Source organism: Xanthomonas sp. NCPPB 2922, assembly GCF_041520885.1.
Lineage (GTDB): Bacteria > Pseudomonadota > Gammaproteobacteria > Xanthomonadales > Xanthomonadaceae > Xanthomonas > Xanthomonas campestris.
The window spans coordinates 94,240-110,419 of the sequence record NZ_JBGOFY010000003.1; the positions used below are offsets into that span (position 1 = coordinate 94,240).

16 protein-coding genes are annotated in these 16,180 nt (G+C 66.9%); 12 read left to right on the top strand and 4 right to left on the bottom strand.

Translation table 11 applies throughout. From position 1 onward, the window contains the following. Positions 1-11: 11 nt before the first annotated feature. The 5 genes from ACD584_RS05205 to ACD584_RS05225 all read left to right on the top strand — a co-directional run bounded on the left by ACD584_RS05205 (position 12) and on the right by ACD584_RS05225 (position 3,537). Positions 12-578, top strand: a complete 567-nt coding sequence (locus ACD584_RS05205; protein WP_011037878.1) for a YqgE/AlgH family protein — start codon at positions 12-14, stop codon at positions 576-578. Beyond that, positions 571-1,038 carry a Holliday junction resolvase RuvX gene (gene ruvX, locus ACD584_RS05210; protein ID WP_076036643.1) on the top strand — a complete coding sequence of 156 codons (468 nt, stop codon included), beginning with the start codon at positions 571-573 and terminating at the stop codon, positions 1,036-1,038. Before ACD584_RS05205 ends, ruvX begins: the two co-directional genes overlap by 8 nt. Before the next feature lie 15 nt (positions 1,039-1,053). Further along, a complete protein-coding gene (locus ACD584_RS05215; protein ID WP_076036644.1) occupies positions 1,054-2,001 on the top strand; it encodes an aspartate carbamoyltransferase catalytic subunit in 948 nt (315 codons plus the stop codon). Positions 2,002-2,347: 346 nt separating this feature from the next. Next, a complete protein-coding gene (locus tag ACD584_RS05220; RefSeq protein ID WP_014508429.1) occupies positions 2,348-2,782 on the top strand; it encodes an OsmC family protein in 435 nt (144 codons plus the stop codon). Between the two features lie 152 nt (positions 2,783-2,934). Then, entirely contained in the window at positions 2,935-3,537 is a 603-nt protein-coding gene (locus ACD584_RS05225; RefSeq protein ID WP_012437811.1) for a glycine zipper 2TM domain-containing protein, read from the top strand. A 394-nt stretch (positions 3,538-3,931) separates the two neighbouring features. Here ACD584_RS05225 and ACD584_RS05230 read toward each other — a convergent pair whose 3' ends face one another. Further along, on the bottom strand, positions 3,932-4,813 hold the full coding sequence (locus ACD584_RS05230) for a PhzF family phenazine biosynthesis protein (RefSeq protein WP_070690357.1): 882 nt from the start codon (positions 4,811-4,813) through the stop codon (positions 3,932-3,934). A 31-nt stretch (positions 4,814-4,844) separates the two neighbouring features. Beyond that, complete coding sequence (locus ACD584_RS05235) at positions 4,845-5,723, bottom strand: PhzF family phenazine biosynthesis protein (protein ID WP_076036645.1); 879 nt, start codon at positions 5,721-5,723, stop codon at positions 4,845-4,847. Positions 5,724-5,918: 195 nt separating this feature from the next. Here ACD584_RS05235 and ACD584_RS05240 point away from each other — a divergent pair, with 195 nt between their 5' ends. The 5 genes from ACD584_RS05240 to ACD584_RS05260 all read left to right on the top strand — a co-directional run bounded on the left by ACD584_RS05240 (position 5,919) and on the right by ACD584_RS05260 (position 12,663). Beyond that, the gene (locus ACD584_RS05240; RefSeq protein WP_076036646.1) at positions 5,919-8,528 is read left to right on the top strand and encodes a bifunctional aspartate kinase/diaminopimelate decarboxylase; all 2,610 of its coding nucleotides are present in this window, start codon (positions 5,919-5,921) and stop codon (positions 8,526-8,528) included. Beyond that, a complete protein-coding gene (locus ACD584_RS05245; RefSeq protein ID WP_076036647.1) occupies positions 8,512-8,970 on the top strand; it encodes a hypothetical protein in 459 nt (152 codons plus the stop codon). Before ACD584_RS05240 ends, ACD584_RS05245 begins: the two co-directional genes overlap by 17 nt. Next, positions 8,967-10,322 (top strand): UDP-N-acetyl-alpha-D-muramoyl-L-alanyl-L-glutamate epimerase, encoded by a 1,356-nt coding sequence (murL, locus tag ACD584_RS05250; RefSeq protein WP_076036648.1) that lies wholly within the window; start codon positions 8,967-8,969, stop codon positions 10,320-10,322. Before ACD584_RS05245 ends, murL begins: the two co-directional genes overlap by 4 nt. Then, on the top strand, positions 10,303-11,709 hold the full coding sequence (murD, locus tag ACD584_RS05255) for a UDP-N-acetylmuramoyl-L-alanine--D-glutamate ligase (RefSeq protein ID WP_076036649.1): 1,407 nt from the start codon (positions 10,303-10,305) through the stop codon (positions 11,707-11,709). The genes murL and murD overlap by 20 nt, the downstream gene beginning before the upstream one ends. A gap of 153 nt (positions 11,710-11,862) precedes the next feature. Beyond that, positions 11,863-12,663 carry a dienelactone hydrolase family protein gene (locus ACD584_RS05260; protein WP_070690367.1) on the top strand — a complete coding sequence of 267 codons (801 nt, stop codon included), beginning with the start codon at positions 11,863-11,865 and terminating at the stop codon, positions 12,661-12,663. A 243-nt stretch (positions 12,664-12,906) separates the two neighbouring features. Here the strand turns inward: ACD584_RS05260 and ACD584_RS05265 are convergent, their stop codons facing one another. After that, positions 12,907-13,905 carry a polyprenyl synthetase family protein gene (locus tag ACD584_RS05265; protein ID WP_040940952.1) on the bottom strand — a complete coding sequence of 333 codons (999 nt, stop codon included), beginning with the start codon at positions 13,903-13,905 and terminating at the stop codon, positions 12,907-12,909. A 281-nt stretch (positions 13,906-14,186) separates the two neighbouring features. Between ACD584_RS05265 and ACD584_RS05270 the strand changes: the two genes are divergently transcribed. Further along, positions 14,187-14,702, top strand: coding sequence for a single-stranded DNA-binding protein (locus ACD584_RS05270; protein ID WP_040940953.1), 516 nt, complete (start codon positions 14,187-14,189; stop codon positions 14,700-14,702). Between the two features lie 196 nt (positions 14,703-14,898). Here ACD584_RS05270 and ACD584_RS05275 read toward each other — a convergent pair whose 3' ends face one another. Then, positions 14,899-15,318 (bottom strand): hypothetical protein, encoded by a 420-nt coding sequence (locus tag ACD584_RS05275; RefSeq protein ID WP_228437972.1) that lies wholly within the window; start codon positions 15,316-15,318, stop codon positions 14,899-14,901. Between ACD584_RS05275 and ACD584_RS05280 the strand changes: the two genes are divergently transcribed. After that, complete coding sequence (locus ACD584_RS05280) at positions 15,317-16,123, top strand: MipA/OmpV family protein (RefSeq protein ID WP_040940955.1); 807 nt, start codon at positions 15,317-15,319, stop codon at positions 16,121-16,123. The two genes, ACD584_RS05275 and ACD584_RS05280, sit on opposite strands and share 2 nt — an antisense overlap. Positions 16,124-16,180: the final 57 nt, after the last annotated feature.

The window sequence follows — 16,180 nt, forward strand, 5'->3', positions numbered from 1 at the left end:
AGAATGGCCGCATGTCTGTTTTGCCCACGCCTCTGGCCAACCAACTGCTGATTGCGCTTCCGGCGCTGTCCGACCCCACCTTTTCGCGCAGCGTCGCGCTGATCTGTCAGCACGACGAGAACGGCGCCATGGGTGTGCTGGTCAACCGCCCGTCCGAGTACACCCTGGGCGAAGTGCTGTCGCAGATGGGGATCGACACCAGCGACGAGCGCCTGCGCGAGCAACCGGTGCTTAGCGGCGGGCCGGTGCACCCGGAACGTGGTTTCGTCATTCACGACGACGCGCGCGCATGGGATTCCAGCCTGGAAGTGGGCCAGGGCGTCTACCTGACCACCTCGCGCGACATCCTCGAGGCCATGGCGGCCGGCGACGGCCCGCGCAATGCGCTGGTGGCGCTGGGCTGCGCGGGCTGGGGCGCCGGGCAACTGGAATTCGAGCTCGGCGAAAACAGCTGGCTCACCGCGCCCTCGGACGCCAATGTGCTGTTCGATACCGCGCTGGAAGACCGCTGGCAGACCGCCGCCGGCCGCATCGGCGTGGATCTGTTCCGGCTCACGGATTACTCCGGGCATGCCTGAGGCGGGCGCGATCCGCCCCGACGCGACGGTGCTGGGTTTCGACGTGGGGTCGCGCCGGATCGGCGTGGCCCTGGGAACCGCACTTGGCGCGGGTGCCCGCGCCGTGGCTGTGATCAACGTGCATGCCAACGGCCCCGATTGGGTGGCGCTGGATCGTGTGCACAAGGAATGGCGCCCCGCCGGCCTGGTGGTCGGCGACCCGCTCACCCTGGACGACAAGGACCAGCCCGCACGCAAGCGCGCGCACGCCTTCGCACGCGAACTGCGCGAGCGCTATGCGCTGCCGGTGGTGCTGATCGATGAGCGCTCCAGCTCGGTTGAGGCTGCGCAGCGCTTCGCGCGCGAGCGCGCCGATGGGCGCAAGCGCCGCCGCGACGCCGACGCGCTGGACGCGATGGCCGCGGCGGTGATCGTCGAGCGCTGGTTGTCGGCGCCCGAGCAAGCCACTCTTCTTCCCTGATTCTCCCGACCTGCGATGACCACCATGCAACTCGATTCGGACGGACGCCTGCGCCACCTGCTCACCCTGGAAGGACTGCCGCGCGCCACCTTGCGGCAGCTGCTCGATCGCGCCGGCCAGATCCGCGATGCGGCGGTGGGGCGCGTGGGCAAGCGCAGCGTGCTCGCCGGCACCGCGGTGTGCACGCTGTTCTTCGAACCCTCCACGCGCACCCGCAGTTCGTTCCACCTGGCCGCGCAGCGGCTGGGCGCAGACGTGCTCAATTTCGACGCGTCCACCTCGTCCACCCGCAAGGGCGAAACTGCACGCGATACCTTGAAGAATCTCGAGGCGATGGGCGTGCGTGGCTTCGTGGTGCGCCATCCCGACGACGGTGCGGTGGAAGCGCTGGCCGAGGCTGCCGGCGAGGGCACCGCCTTGATCAATGCCGGCGACGGACGCAGCTCGCATCCCACCCAGGGCCTGCTGGACATGCTCACCCTGCGCCAGGCCAAGGGCACGGATTTTTCCAAGCTCAAGGTGGTGATTGTCGGTGACGTGAAGCACTCGCGCGTGGCGCGCTCGGACCTGCACGCCTTGCGCACGCTGGGTGCCGGCGAGATCCGCGTGTGCGGCCCGGCCAGCCTGCTGCCCGACGACGACATGCTGGACGGCTGCGTGGTCGGCGAGGACTTCGACGCGATGCTGGAAGGCGCCGATGCGCTGATGATGCTGCGCCTGCAGCGCGAGCGCATGGAAGAAGGCCTGGTGCCATCGCTGGAGCAGTACCACGCCGACTATGGCCTGACCCGCGAGCGCCTGGCACGCGCGGGACGCGACGCGGCAGTGCTGCATCCGGGCCCGATCAATCGCGGCGTGGAGATCACCGACGAGGTGGCCGATGGCGCGCAGTCCTGCGTGCTGCGCCAGGTGGCCAACGGCGTGGCCGTACGCATGGCGGTCCTGGAAACCCTGTTGGGCTGATGGCCCGCATACGCTGCTGCGATCGCGTAACAGCGCGATCGTAGTGAATGCAAAAAGACCGCCTTCTCACGGGCGTCGCGACAATCATCGCGACGCCCGTTTTGTTTCGTGCTTGGCTGCTTTCCCGCCAGGTAAGCACGCAGCATGGCCAAGCCCAGCATTCGAACTAACTCCATTCGTCTAGCGTGACAACACCCCCGCAACGCCGCACGCTCTTACGATTCCCAATTCCCAATTCCCAATTCCCAATTCCCAATTCCCAATTCCCAATTCCCAATTCCACCTCTCAACGCCATAACACCCGCTCACCTAAGGTAACGGTCTCTTTCAATCGCAGGAGACCGCAATGGGCATTTCGCGTCACGCCACCGCACACTGGGAAGGCGACCTCAAGACCGGCAAGGGCCAGCTCAGCACCCCGCAGAGCGGGTTGATGGACAACACCCGGTATGCCTTCAGCAGCCGCTTCGGCGACGAAAAGGGCACCAACCCCGAAGAGTTGATCGCTGCCGCGCATGCCGGCTGCTTCACCATGGCACTGTCCGCGCAGTTGACCGAAGCCGGCTTTCCGCCGACCTCGCTCGATACTCGCGCCGATGTCGATCTGTCGATGGAAGGTGGCCCACAGCTGTCACAGATCCGGTTGAAGCTCAAGGCCGTGGTGCCGGGCATCGATGAAGCCAAGTTCCGCGAGCTGGCCGACACCGCCAAGAAGAATTGCCCGGTGTCCAAGGCGCTGAGCGCTGTGCCGATCAGCCTGGAAACCGAGTTTTCCAGCTGACCGCGGCGCTGGCTGCGTACATCGGCGCAAGGCGTCGATGTACGCAGCTGGCGGCTTGCTGAATAGGGCTTTGCGCATGCCGTTCGGTTCAGGGCGGTTTCACTGCAGCAAGCCGAGGATCGGCAGCGTGTCCTCCCTGTGAAGCTGCCGCAATGAAAACTCTTCTGCTTGGTGCGCTGGTGATGGGTCTGGCTGTTGCGGGCAACGCGACGGCGCAGCGGTACGACAATGGCTACCGCGACAATGGCCGCGGCGGCTACGAGGATGGGCGCTACGAATACGCCCGCGTGGTGCGCGTGGATCCGATCATCGTCTCAGACGCGTACACCGAGCGCACCAGCGAGCGCTGCTACAACCGCCCCTCCGACGGGTACTACACCAGCAACGACGGCTACTACCGCAATGACGGTGGTTATGGCGGGGCGAATCCCTCCAACCGTGGGGTTGCCAGCGTGATCGGCGGCATCGCCGGTGCAGTGCTGGGCAGCCAGGTCGGTGGCGGCAATGGACGCCTTGTCGGCACTGCGGTCGGCACCATGGCCGGCGTCGCTGCGGGCCGCTCGATCTACGAAGCCAATCACCGCTCTTACCAGGGCAATGTCAGCGTCTGCGAGCCGGTGTCCTACCGCCGTGAGCGCGACCGTGTCGACGGCTATGACGTGACCTACGAATACGGCGGCCGGATGTACCACACCCGCAGCGACTACAACCCCGGTGACCGCATCCGCGTGCGCGTGGATGTACGCCCCGACTGAGTGTCGATGGTGGGCGCTGCATCCGGAGTGCGGATACAGCGGTGGGTGCATGGCACGTGCGGGTGGTGCAGATGTTTTTTGGAGTGGTGCCTAGAACAACATAGGCTGTGTAGGAGCGCGCTTGCGCGCGATGAGGCATTCCCGATAACGCCCTCGCGCGCGAGCGCGCTCCTACGATGTGGTGGTTGCTGGTCCTGGGGTTTCGAATAGACAAAACGCTGCGGGAGACCGCAGCGTTTTTTCATCTCGCGCGCGGTGCGCGCTGTACGCGAAGGCTTCAGCGTCAGAGTTGCCGCACTATCCGGCCCTGGCGTTTCTTGCGTTCAATGTTCCAATGACCGATCACGAACAGCTGTCCCGTCTCCCGTGCCGGTGATGGGCAAGGGAAGTCCAATCACTCCCAATCCAGCGTGCCGCGAATCACCGTCTGCACCTGTCCACCCGACCAGACCTCGCCGTTGGCATCGATGCGCAGCTCCAGCAGCGCGTCGAAGCCGATTTCGCGGCCCTGGCTGACCACGTAGCGGCCGTCGGTGCCGGGCAAGGCATCCTTGCTATCCAGCCAGGCCGCAAGCACGGCGTTGGCGGCGCCAGAGGCGGCGTCTTCGAAACGGCGGCCATTGCCGACGAAGGCGCGCACCGCCAGATCGTAGGCGCCGGTTGCCGCTGCACGCGCGTAGGCGAACACGCCCATGCTGCCGGTGGATTCGGCCAAGGTCGCAATCGCGTTCCAGTCCGGGTCCAGGCTGCGCAAGGCGGCTTCGCTGGCCAGTTCCACCACCCACCAGGTACGCCCGCCGTCCATCAGGGCTGGCGGCAATGCGCCCAGCGGCCAGCCGCGCAGGCTGTCGCTCAGGCGTGGGTCGTCGGCCTGCACCTGTTCGGTGACGCGCGCACGCGGCGTGCGGATGGCGATGCTGCGATGGCCGGCGATCTGCTCCACGCGCAGCGGCAATTGCCCGGCGATGCCGTCCTGCACCAGCACGCCGTCGCGCGGCGCGGCCAGGCCGGCGTCGAGCACTGCATGCGCGGTGCCGACACTGGGGTGGCCGGCGAAGGGCACCTCTTTTTGCGGCGAAAACATGCGCAGGCGATAGCTGCTGGCGTCATCGGGGGCCGGAAACACGAAGGTGGTTTCCGGCAACTTGGTCCAGCGCGCAATGGCCTGCATTGCGGCATCGTCCAGGCCTTCCGCGTCGAGCACCACCGCCAACGGGTTGCCGCTGCCGGGGCGGGCCGAGAACACATCCAGTTGCAGGAATCGACGCGTGGTCATGGGAGCGGGTCCGCGAGCAGGGCGCGGCAGCTTACCAAGCGATGCGGCCTTCGATCACTTGCTGCGTTGCGCCGCCGATCCATACATCGCCGGCGGCGTCGACTTCCACCTCCACGCGGCCATCGCGGCCGACCTCGCGGCCCTGGCTGGCGACGTAGCGGCCCTGCCTGCCCGGCAGCCGATCCTCGGCCAGCAGGCGCGCGGCGATGCAGGCATTGGCGCTGCCGGTGACCGGGTCTTCGGGGATGCCGTCGCCCGGGCAGAACGCACGTACCACCAGATCTTCCGCATCGGTAGCCGCGGCGGCGTAGATGGCCAGCCCGACCGCCCCGCTGGCCGCGGTGAGTGCGGCGATGGCGGCCAGGTCGGGCACAGCCGTCCGCACCGCGGCCTCGTCGGCCAGCTCCAGCAACCACCAGCTGGGCCCGTTGTTCCACAGGGCAGGCGCCTGCGCGCTCATGGCGAACGCTCGGGTGACCTGCGCCAGCGCAGCGGCGTGTTGCGTGCCGGTGTCGCTGCACTGCGCGCGCGGCGCGCGAAGACGCACCAGCACCACGTCGTGACGGTCGAACACATCCACCGGCAGCACGCCGGCGGCGCATTGCTGGTACAGCCGGTTGTCCTGGCGGTATCCCACCAGGCCGTGCGTCCTGGCGACCCAGGCAGCGCCAACGCTGGGGTGCCCGGCAAACGGCAGCTCCGCGCGCGGGGTGAAAATGCGGATGTGGTAATCCGCGCCCGGCGCGCTCACCGGCAGGAAAAACACCGTCTCCGACAGGTTCAGCCAGGCGGCAATCTGTTGCATCTGTTGCGCTGACAGTGCGCCGGCATCGACGACCACGCCCAGCGGGTTGCCAGCGCCAGGGCGGTTGGAGAAAACATCCAGTTGCAGGTAGCGAAATGTGCGCATCAGGGCGGCCGTTACAGTGAAAGGACAGTGCGCGCAGATAGCGATGGCTGCAGGCGCGCGGGGTGCATGGGCGCGATGGTGCCTGGCAGCGCGGCTGTGACGCGAGGAGGGGTCATGGCTGGGATATTGGCAGTAGAATCGGAGGTTCCGCCCGGCGTACCGGGCAACTCCCCCCATCCTAAACGCCCACATCTAATGTCAGCTTCCCTTTCTACCGATCGTTGGATCGTCCTCAAGTTCGGCGGCACCTCGGTGTCGCGTCGTCATCGCTGGGACACGATTGGAAAACTGGCGAGCAAACGGGCGAACGAAACCGGCGGCCGCGTGCTGGTGGTGGTGTCTGCGCTGTCGGGCGTCACCAACGAGCTCACTGCCATCGCCGATGGTGCTGCCGACAGCGCGCAGCGTGTGGCGGCACTGGAACTGCGGCATCGCGAATTCCTTGCCGAGCTCGAGCTCGATGCCGACGCAGTGCTGGGTGCGCGGCTTGCCGCGTTGCACGCGTTGGTGGGCGATGCACGCGCTGCCAGCCGCACGCTCGACTGGCAGGCCGAGGTGCTGGGGCAGGGCGAACTGCTGTCTTCCACGGTCGGTGCGGCATATCTGCATGCCAACGGCCTGGACATGGGTTGGCTGGATGCGCGGGAGTGGTTGTCGGCGTTGCCGCCGCAGCCCAACCAGAGCGAGTGGTCCAAGCGCTTGTCGGTGTCGTGCCAGTGGCAATCCGATGCCGCATGGCGGGCGCGTTTCGATGCGCAGCCCACGCGCCTGCTGATCACGCAGGGCTTTATTTCGCGGCACGCCGATGGCGGCACCGCGATCCTGGGCCGTGGCGGCTCGGACACCTCGGCGGCGTATTTCGGTGCATTGCTCGGCGCCAGCCGGGTGGAAATCTGGACCGACGTGCCCGGCATGTTCAGCGCCAACCCGAAGGAAGTACCGGACGCGCGTCTGCTGACCCGCCTGGACTATTACGAAGCGCAGGAAATCGCCACCACCGGCGCCAAGGTGCTGCATCCGCGCTCGATCAAGCCCTGCCGCGATTCCGGCGTGCCGATGGCGATCCTGGATACCGAACGCCCGGATCTGCCAGGCACCAGCATCGATGGCAGCGCCGAACCAGTACTCGGCGTCAAGGCGATCAGCCGCCGCAACGGCATCGTGCTGGTGTCGATGGAAGGCATCGGCATGTGGCAGCAGGTCGGCTTCCTGGCCGACGTATTTACGCTGTTCAAGAAGCATGGCTTGTCGGTGGATCTGATCGGCTCGGCCGAAACCAACGTCACCGTGTCGCTGGACCCGTCCGAAAACCTGGTCAACACCGATGTGCTGGCGGCGTTGTCGGCAGACCTGTCGCAGATCTGCAAGGTCAAGATCATCGTGCCGTGCGCGGCGATCACGCTGGTCGGGCGCGGCATGCGCTCGCTGCTGCACAAGCTGTCCGACGTGTGGGCCACGTTCGGGCAGGAGCGCGTGCACATGATTTCGCAGTCGTCCAACGACTTGAATCTGACCTTCGTCATCGACGAATCCGATGCCGACGGCCTGTTGCCGATTTTGCATGCGGAATTGATCGATAGCGGCGCCATGCCGGTCAGCGAAGGCGAGGTGTTTGGCCCACGCTGGCGTGACATCATCGGTTCGGTGCGCCCGCGGCCCACGCCGTGGTGGCATGCCGAGCGCGCGCATCTGCTGACGCTGTCCAAGGCCGGCACGCCGCGTTACGTGTATCACCTGCCCACGGTGCGCGCGCGCGCGCAAGCGCTGGCGCAAATTGCCGCAGTGGATCAGCGCTATTACGCGATCAAGGCCAACTCGCATCCGGCCATCCTGATGGCGCTGGAACAGGCTGGATTCGGCCTGGAATGCGTCTCGCACGGCGAATTGCGCCGCGTGTTCGACACGTTGCCTGAGCTGTCGCCACGCCGCGTGTTGTTCACGCCGAGCTTCGCGCCGCGTAGCGAATACGAGGCCGCGTTTGCGCTGGGCGTAACCGTCACCGTGGACAACGTCGAAGCGCTCAAGCGCTGGCCGGAGGTGTTCCGCGGCCGCAACGTGTGGCTGCGCATCGACCTGGGCCACGGCGATGGCCACCACGAGAAGGTCAACACCGGCGGCAAGGCGTCCAAGTTCGGGCTGTCGTCCACGCGCGTGGATGAGTTCGTCGAATTGGCGCGCACGCTGGAAGTCACCATCACCGGCGTGCATGCGCATCTGGGCAGCGGCGTGGAGACCGGCGAACACTGGCGGATGATGTACGACGAACTGGCTGGCTTCGCGCGCCGCATCGGCACCGTTGAGACCATCGACATCGGCGGTGGGCTGCCGATTCCCTACAGCGCCGAAGACGAGCCGTTCGACCTGGAACTGTGGGCCAAGGGCCTGGCCGAGGTCAAGGCCGTGCATCCGGGCTTCCGCCTGGCGATCGAGCCTGGCCGTTATCTGGTGGCCGAGGCGGGCGTGTTGCTGGCCCAGGCGACCCAGGTGATCGAAAAGGACGGCATCCATCGCGTCGGCCTGGATGCCGGCATGAACAGCCTGATCCGCCCGGCGTTGTACGACGCCTGGCACGACATCGAAAACCTCAGCCAGCTCGGTGCGCCTGCCGATGGCAGCTTCGATGTGGTGGGGCCGATCTGCGAATCCTCCGATGTGTTCGGCAAGCGCCGCCGCCTGCCTGCGGCCACCGCACCGGGCGATGTGATGCTGATCGCCGATGCCGGCGCGTATGGGTATTCCATGGCCAGCACCTACAACCAGCGGGAGTTGCCGCGCGAAGAGGTGATCGATGCGGCCACTGGCTGAGTTCATCGCGCTGAGCACGCTGGCCGGTGGTGTGTCGATGGTGGTGTCCACCGCCATCGACATGGCCGGCCAGGCAATGCCGTGGACCGATAGCCTGAAGTGGGCGCTGCCCGCGCTGGTCGCTGCCGGCGTAGGCGCATGGGGTGCGGCGCGCTGGCAGCGTTGGCGCCAGCGTCGCGCGCCGGCGCAGCATGCCGGCGGCATGGCGTTGCGCACGCTGGTGTTGAACGCACTCAGCTATCCGCCGCTGTTGTTGTTGTATCTGGTGATCGCGTTGGCGGTCACTGGCAGCGCAGAAGTCATTGGCTCGGAGGCACTGCTGCTGGTGTTCCTGATTGGTTGCCTGCCGCTGCTGTGGGCCGTTGTGCCATTTTCCATCATCGAATATTTCCTGTGCCGGCGTTATCTGCGTCGCGCACGTGTGCCTGCAGGGTGTGTATGAGCGCTTTCGACAAACATCAGGTGTCCACGTTCCGCTTTGTCCGCTGCGCGCTGGATGCGCAGACCGGCGTGGCGACGCTGGTGTATGCCTTCGACCAGGGGCCGGAACTGGTGGAGACCGTGGCGGTGCCCGGTGCCCCGTTCGTGCTGGACGCCACGCGTGCGGCGGCCGTGCAACAGGCCTTGCGCCTGCTGCACCTGATCGCCGGTGTCAGCTACTACAAGGCGGCGGTGCCGCCGACCATCCAGATCGACGACTACGCCATCGATGCGAAGACCGCCGCACTGGTGGAAAGCGTCTATCTGCACGGCCTGGGCGAATTCGCCTACCGCAATGGCTTGAACCTGCACGGCAAGATCCACTTCCCGGTGACGGCGCCGTCGGCTGAGCAGGCACCGGCCGCAGGGCTGCGCGAGCATGCGCTGGTGGCCATCGGCGGCGGCAAGGATTCGCTGGTCAGTATTGAAGCGCTGCGGCAGGCCGGGGTGGATCAGACCGTCAGCTGGATCGGCGGTTCGCAATTGATCCGCGCCTGCGCCGAGCGGACCGGGCTGCCGGTGCTCAACATCGGCCGCGTGCTGGCGCCGGAGTTGTTCGAGCTCAATCGTCAGGGTGCCTGGAACGGGCACATCCCGGTGACGGCGGTGAATTCGGCCATCCTGGTGTTGTCGGCGCTGCTCACCGGCGTGGACCAGGTGGTGTTTTCCAACGAGCGTTCGGCCAGCTATGGCAGCCAGATTCCCGGCACCGGCGAGGTCAATCACCAATGGTCCAAGGGCTGGGCGTTCGAGCAAGCCTTTGGTGAGTACGTGCAGCAGCATGTTGCCGCCGACCTGCGTTATTACTCCCTGCTGCGGCCGCTCTCCGAGCTTGCAGTGGCACGGCAGTTCGCCAAGACCGATCATTACGACGCGCATTTTTCCAGCTGCAACCGCAATTTCCACATCATGGGCGAGCGGCCGGTGCATCGCTGGTGCGGGGTGTGCCCCAAATGCCATTTCGTGTTTCTGGCGTTGGCGCCGTTCATGCCGAAGACGCGCCTGGTCAAGATCTTCGGGCGCAACCTGCTCGACGATGCCGCCCAGGCCGGCGGCTACGATGCGTTGCTGGAATTCCAGGACCACAAGCCATTCGAATGCGTGGGCGAGGGGCGCGAGTCGCGCGCCGCGATGGCGGTGCTGGCCACCCGTGCGGAATGGAAGGAAGACGCGCTGGTGAAGAGGTTTATCCGCGAGATCCAACCGCAGCTGGAGCAGGACGCGCTGCAGCTGCAGCCCCTGATGACCATCGATGGCGAGCACCGCGTTCCTTCGGCGCTGTGGGAGCGCGTGCGTGCGAATTTCGCAGCTTGAGGGCAAGGCGGTTGCGTTGTGGGGATGGGCGCGCGAAGGGCGCGCCGCCTATCGCGCGCTGCGCCAACAGCTGCCTGCGCAGGCGCTGACGGTCTTTTGTAACGCCGAAGAGGCACGCGACGTTGCCGCATTGGCAGACCCCGCGTTGCAGGTGCAGACCGAAGCGAGCGCACAGGCGCTGGCCGCGTTCGAGGTCGTGATCAAGTCACCGGGCATCAGCCCGTACCGTGAGGAGGCACGCGCCGCCGCCGCGCAGGGCACGCGCTTCATCGGCGGCACCGCGCTGTGGTTTGCCGAACACGCGCAGCCGGACGGCTACGTGCCGGGCGCGATCTGCGTGACCGGCACCAAGGGCAAGAGCACCACCACCGCGCTGCTGGCGCATCTGTTGCGCGCCGACGGCCATCGCACCGCGCTGGTCGGCAATATCGGCCAGCCGTTGCTGGAAGTGCTCTCCCCACAGCCGCCGCCTGCGTACTGGGCGATCGAGTTGTCCAGCTACCAGACCGGTGAGGTGGGGCGCAGTGGCGCGCGCCCGGAGTTGGCGCTGGTGCTGAACCTGTTCCCCGAGCATCTGGACTGGCACGGCAGCGAAGCGGCCTACGTGCGCGACAAGCTGGCGCTGGTGACCGACGGCCGCCCGCGCATCGCGCTGCTCAATGCCGCCGACCCGCATCTGGCGCAGCTGCAGCTGCCTGAGAGCGAGGTGCGCTGGTTCAATCATCCCGACGGCTGGCACCTGCGTGGCGATGTGGTCTATCGCGGCCAACAGCCGATCTTCGATACCGCCAAGGTGCCGCTGCCGGGGGAACACAACCGGCGCAACCTGTGCGCCGTGCTGGCGGCAGTGGAGGCCCTGGGCCTGGATGCGGCGGCATTGGCGCCGGCGGCACTGACCTTTCGTCCGTTGCCCAACCGGCTGCAGTGGCTCGGCAGCGTGGACGGCATCGCATACGTCAACGATTCCATCAGCACCACACCGCATGCCTCGCTGGCGGCCTTGGCCTGCTTCGCACAGCAGCGCGTGGCGCTGCTGGTGGGTGGGCACGACCGTGGGCTGGACTGGCAGGACTTCGCCGCGCACATGGCGCAGCAGGCGCCGTTGGAAATCGTCACCATGGGCGCCAACGGCCCGCGCATCCATGCGTTGCTGGCACCACTGGCGCAGAGCGCCGGCTTTGGCCTGCATGCCGCCGATGACCTGGCGCATGCGATGCAGCTGGCACGCAGCGCGCTCGGTGCACAGGGCGGGGTGGTGCTGCTGTCGCCCGGCGCGCCCAGCTTTGGCGTGTATAGCGATTACGTGGCGCGTGGCCGCCACTTTGCGCAGCTGGCGGGGTTCGATCCTGCGGCGATCAGTGCGATTCCCGGTCTGGGTGTGCAGTAGCTCCAAGCTGTCTTTCACGTTGCGCGTTTCGGGTTGCAAGCCTGTGGTCCGGTTTGTCGGAATGGATGGCGGGCCGGCTACACGCCGCGCGCCGTCACCATCCAGGCACTGCGCAAACGCCTAGACTCGCTGCACATCCCCGGGAGCATGTGCATGCAGACGCAATCGAAATGGAAACGCGCCGGCCTGGCCGGTCTGTTGGCGTTGATGGCCGGTCCGGCCACGGCGGCGATGCAGGCCAAGCCGCTGGAATGGACCATCGGCAAGGACAGCTTCAGCGGCGTGCTGGTGTACGACGATGCCGGCCCCGCCAAGCGCCCGGGCCTGGTGATGGTGCCCAACTGGCGCGGGGTCAACGACTCGGCGGTGACCAAGGCCAAGCAGCTGGCCGGCGACGACTACGTGGTGCTGGTGGCGGACGTCTACGGCAAGGGCATCCGGCCCAAGAACGACACCGAAGCCGGCGCGCAGGCCAAGACGCTGCGCGATGACCGGCCCACGCTGCAAGCGCGTGCCCTCAAGGCGGTGGATGTGCTCAAGGCGCAGGCCGGCAGCGCACCGCTGGATGCAGCACGCATCGGTGCGGTGGGTTTCTGTTTTGGCGGCACCACGGTGCTGGAATTGGTGCGCGCGGGCGCGCAGCTGGCCGGCGTGGTCAGCCTGCACGGCGGTATTTCCACACCCGCGCCGGCGGCCGCCAACTCCGCGAAGACGCCGGTGCTGGTGCTCAACGGCGCCGATGACAAGAGCGTGACCCAGGCCGACATCGCCGCGTTCGAAACCGAAATGAACGGCGCCGGCGCAGACTGGCAGTTCGTGAATTTCAGCGGCGCGGTGCATTGCTTCGCCGAAGCCGATGCCAACAGCCCGCCGGGCTGCCTGTACAACGCGCGTGCGGCCAAGCGTGCGTTCGGCATGCTGCACGGGTTCTTCGACGAACGTTTCGGTAAGTGAGGGTGGCGCTGGCGTGCGGCATGTCCTGCGCGCCAGCGTTTCCACTTGATCGGATGCAGCGGCCGTGTTTCAGCGCGTCACTGTCGGAACGCAGTGGCGCGTGTCGTTTGGATGAGCGTTGTCAGCTGTTGTGGCCTGCAGGACGGCCCTGCAGGGCGGTGCCGGACTGACAACCACAAGCGCTTTGCGGGACACTTCGCTCGGTGGCGGCGCCGGACACTCGCCCAGCGCCGCGTGCTGCGATCAGTGCGTCCGTTCCACCGCATAACGCGCCAGACCGCGTAATGCGGCCACTGCCGGGCTCGGCGGCAAGCCGTCCAGGGCCTGTTCGGCGGCGGCGGCGTATTCGGCGGCGCGCTGGCGGCTGTAATCGAGCCCGCCGGTCGCGCGGATGGCCGTCAACACCTCCGGCATCGCCTCGGCATCGCCTTGTTCGACGATCTGCCGCAGGCGCTGCTGGGTGGCGGCATCGGAATGCGCAATGGCGTGGATCAGCGGCAGGGTGGCCTTGCCCTCGGCCAGGTCGTCGCCCAGGTTCTTGCCCAGGTCGGTGGCATCGGCGGCGTAGTCGAGCACGTCGTCGGCGATCTGGAACGCAAAGCCCAGCTGCATGCCGTAGTCGTACAGACGCTGCTGCACGTCGGCATTCGCGCCCGAGGCCAGTGCGCCCAGGCGCGTGCCGGCGGCAAACAGCACCGCGGTCTTGCGCTCGATCACGCGCAGGTACGCGGCTTCATCGGTGTCGGGGTTGTGTACATGCAAGAGCTGCAGCACTTCGCCTTCGGCGATGCGGTTGGTGGTGTCGGCCAGGATCTGCATCACTTCCATGCGGTCCAGTTCGACCATCAGCTGGAAGCTGCGCGAATACAGGAAGTCGCCCACCAGCACGCTGGGTGCGTTGCCCCACAGTGCATTGGCGGTGCTGCGGCCGCGGCGCAGGTCTGATTCGTCCACCACGTCGTCGTGCAGCAGCGTGGAGGTGTGGATGAACTCGATGATCGCCGCAAGCTGATGGTGCTCCGGCCCGGAGCCGCCCGCGGCGTGGCCGGCCAGCATCACCAGCATCGGGCGCAGGCGTTTGCCGCCGGCGGAGATGATGTGATCGGCAATCTGGTTGATCAGCACGACGTCCGACGCCAGACGGCGGCGGATCAAGGCATCGACCGCCGCCATGTCGGGCGCGGCGAGGGACTGGATCTGGGGCAGGCCCAGTACGGTGGGGAGGTCTTGGGCGATGGTCATGCGCAGGCAAATCGAGATGTCGGTCGATTATAGGTGCCTGGGCCAGATCCGTCCCGCCGCGCCTGTTCCAGCCCTGGCGCGGTGGCCCCGGAACCAGCTGTGGCGGGCATTTCGCCGCTGCGGGTGCGCAGGATCCCGACCCAGCCACGCGCGGTTGTCCGGCCTGCCAGTGGGGGAATGCGTCAGGTGCGGTGGCAGGCAGGTGCGGTAACATTGGCCCCCAGAACAGACATTCATCGCCTCGCGCCCCACGGCGCCGGCGCACCATCTCGGAAGCACCTATGGCCCGCGGCATCAACAAAGTCATCCTCGTCGGCAACCTCGGCAACGATCCCGACACCAAGTACACCCAGGCCGGCATGGCGATCACCCGCGTGAGCCTGGCCACCACCAGCATGCGCAAGGACCGCGAAGGCAATAACCAGGAACGCACCGAGTGGCATCGCGTGGTGTTTTTTGGAAAATTGGGCGAGATCGCCGGTGAGTACCTGCGCAAGGGCTCGCAGGTGTATGTCGAAGGCGAGCTGCGCTACGACAAGTACACCGGCCAGGACGGCGTAGAGAAGTACAGCACCGACATTGTCGCCAACGAGATGCAGATGCTCGGCGGCCGCGGTGAAGGCGGCGGCGGTGGCATGGGCGGCGATCGCCCGCAGCGCACGCAGGCCCCGCGCCAGCAGCAGGGTGGCGGCGGTGGTGGTGGCGGTCAGGACTACGCACCGCGCCGTCAGCAGCCGGCCCAGCAGCAGTCGGCGCCGCCGATGGACGATTTTGCGGACGACGATATCCCGTTCTGATCCCGGCGATCGTTGCTTGCACACTCGAAAGGCCTGCTCGCGCGGGCCTTTTTCGTTGGCGGAACGGCGTGGTGAGCGACGCGGCAGAGTGACTTCTGCGCAAGCTTTCGCCATTGCGTCGTCAAATACTTGCCGATGCAATTCATGGCAATGCAATGCATTGCAGCCCAGCGGAATGCAGTGATCGCAGCGTCCCTCAGCCGCGCTCGCCGCATAGCACCGACTGCAGGAACGCGATGACCTGTGGCTGTCGCTGCATCCGGCTCAGCTGCGCGGCGGTCCAGCCGCCGAGTTCGTCGATGGGGTCGTGCTGGAACCAGCGGCTGGCTTCGTGCGCGGGTACGAGCAGGCCGGCGAGCTGAAGGATGGCGGTGTCGGGGCAGGGCGGTGGCGCGAGGTTCGCTGGCATCGGATGGCATCTGGCGTCTACGGGGCGGCACTGACCATGGCAGGCCGATGTCGGTGGCATGTCGTGTGCGCGCAGCGGCGGCGTTGTCTGCCACGACGACATTTGACCGACATCGCTGCGGCACGCTGCCGCCGCACCGCTGCGATAGGCGCCAATCCGGTTGGCCACAACAGCGCGGCACTCCTTCCCCTCAAGACGCCCGCCCATGACTTGCTCCCGCCTTGCGCTCGCTGCGCTGTTCGCACTGCCCGCCATTGCCGTCGCCCAGACCACCCCGCAGACCGATCCATCGCTGTCCGAGCAAGGTCGGTATCGCTGGGGCATCGGCGTGGGCGTGGTGGCGTCGGACAGCCCGTTTGCCGGCGAGGGAACGCGCACCAATCCGATCCCGCTGATCCTGTTCGAAGGTGAGCGCTTCTTCTTCCGCGGCATCACCGGCGGGGCGCATCTGGTCCAGGGCGACAGCTTCGGCCTGGATGCCATCGTGGCGCTGCGCCTGGATGGCGTGGCTGCGGACGATCTGGGCGTGGCCGAACTGGCCCGCAACGGCATCGACCGTGCCCTGTTGGACGACCGCGACGATAGCCTGGACATGGGCCTGGTCGGTGCGTGGCGCGGTGCCGCCGGCGAGCTGGAACTCACTGCCAAGGCCGATGTCACCGGCACCAGCGAAGGCTATGAACTGACCGCCCGTTACGGCTATGCCTTCGCTGTCGGACGTGGCCAGCTCACACCGAGCATCAGTGTCAGTCACCTGTCCAAGGACATGGCCAACTATTACTACGGCACGCTCGATGCCGAGGTCGCGCGCGGCGTCGTGGACTACAAGCCGGGCGCGGCGACCGTGCCGACAGTGGGGCTGACTTATATGCGGCCGATCGGCAAACGCTGGCAGTTCCTGACCCGGCTGCAGTACAGCGTGTTGCCCGATGCGCTGAGTGACAGCCCGCTGCTCGCGCCGGATAGCGACGGAGTCGGCTCGGTGTTGATCGGGTTCTCGCGGGGCTTCTGATGGGCCGCACTCAAGTGATGCCCGGCGCCGCCCGCCGCGCGGCCAGGACGGTCCGCA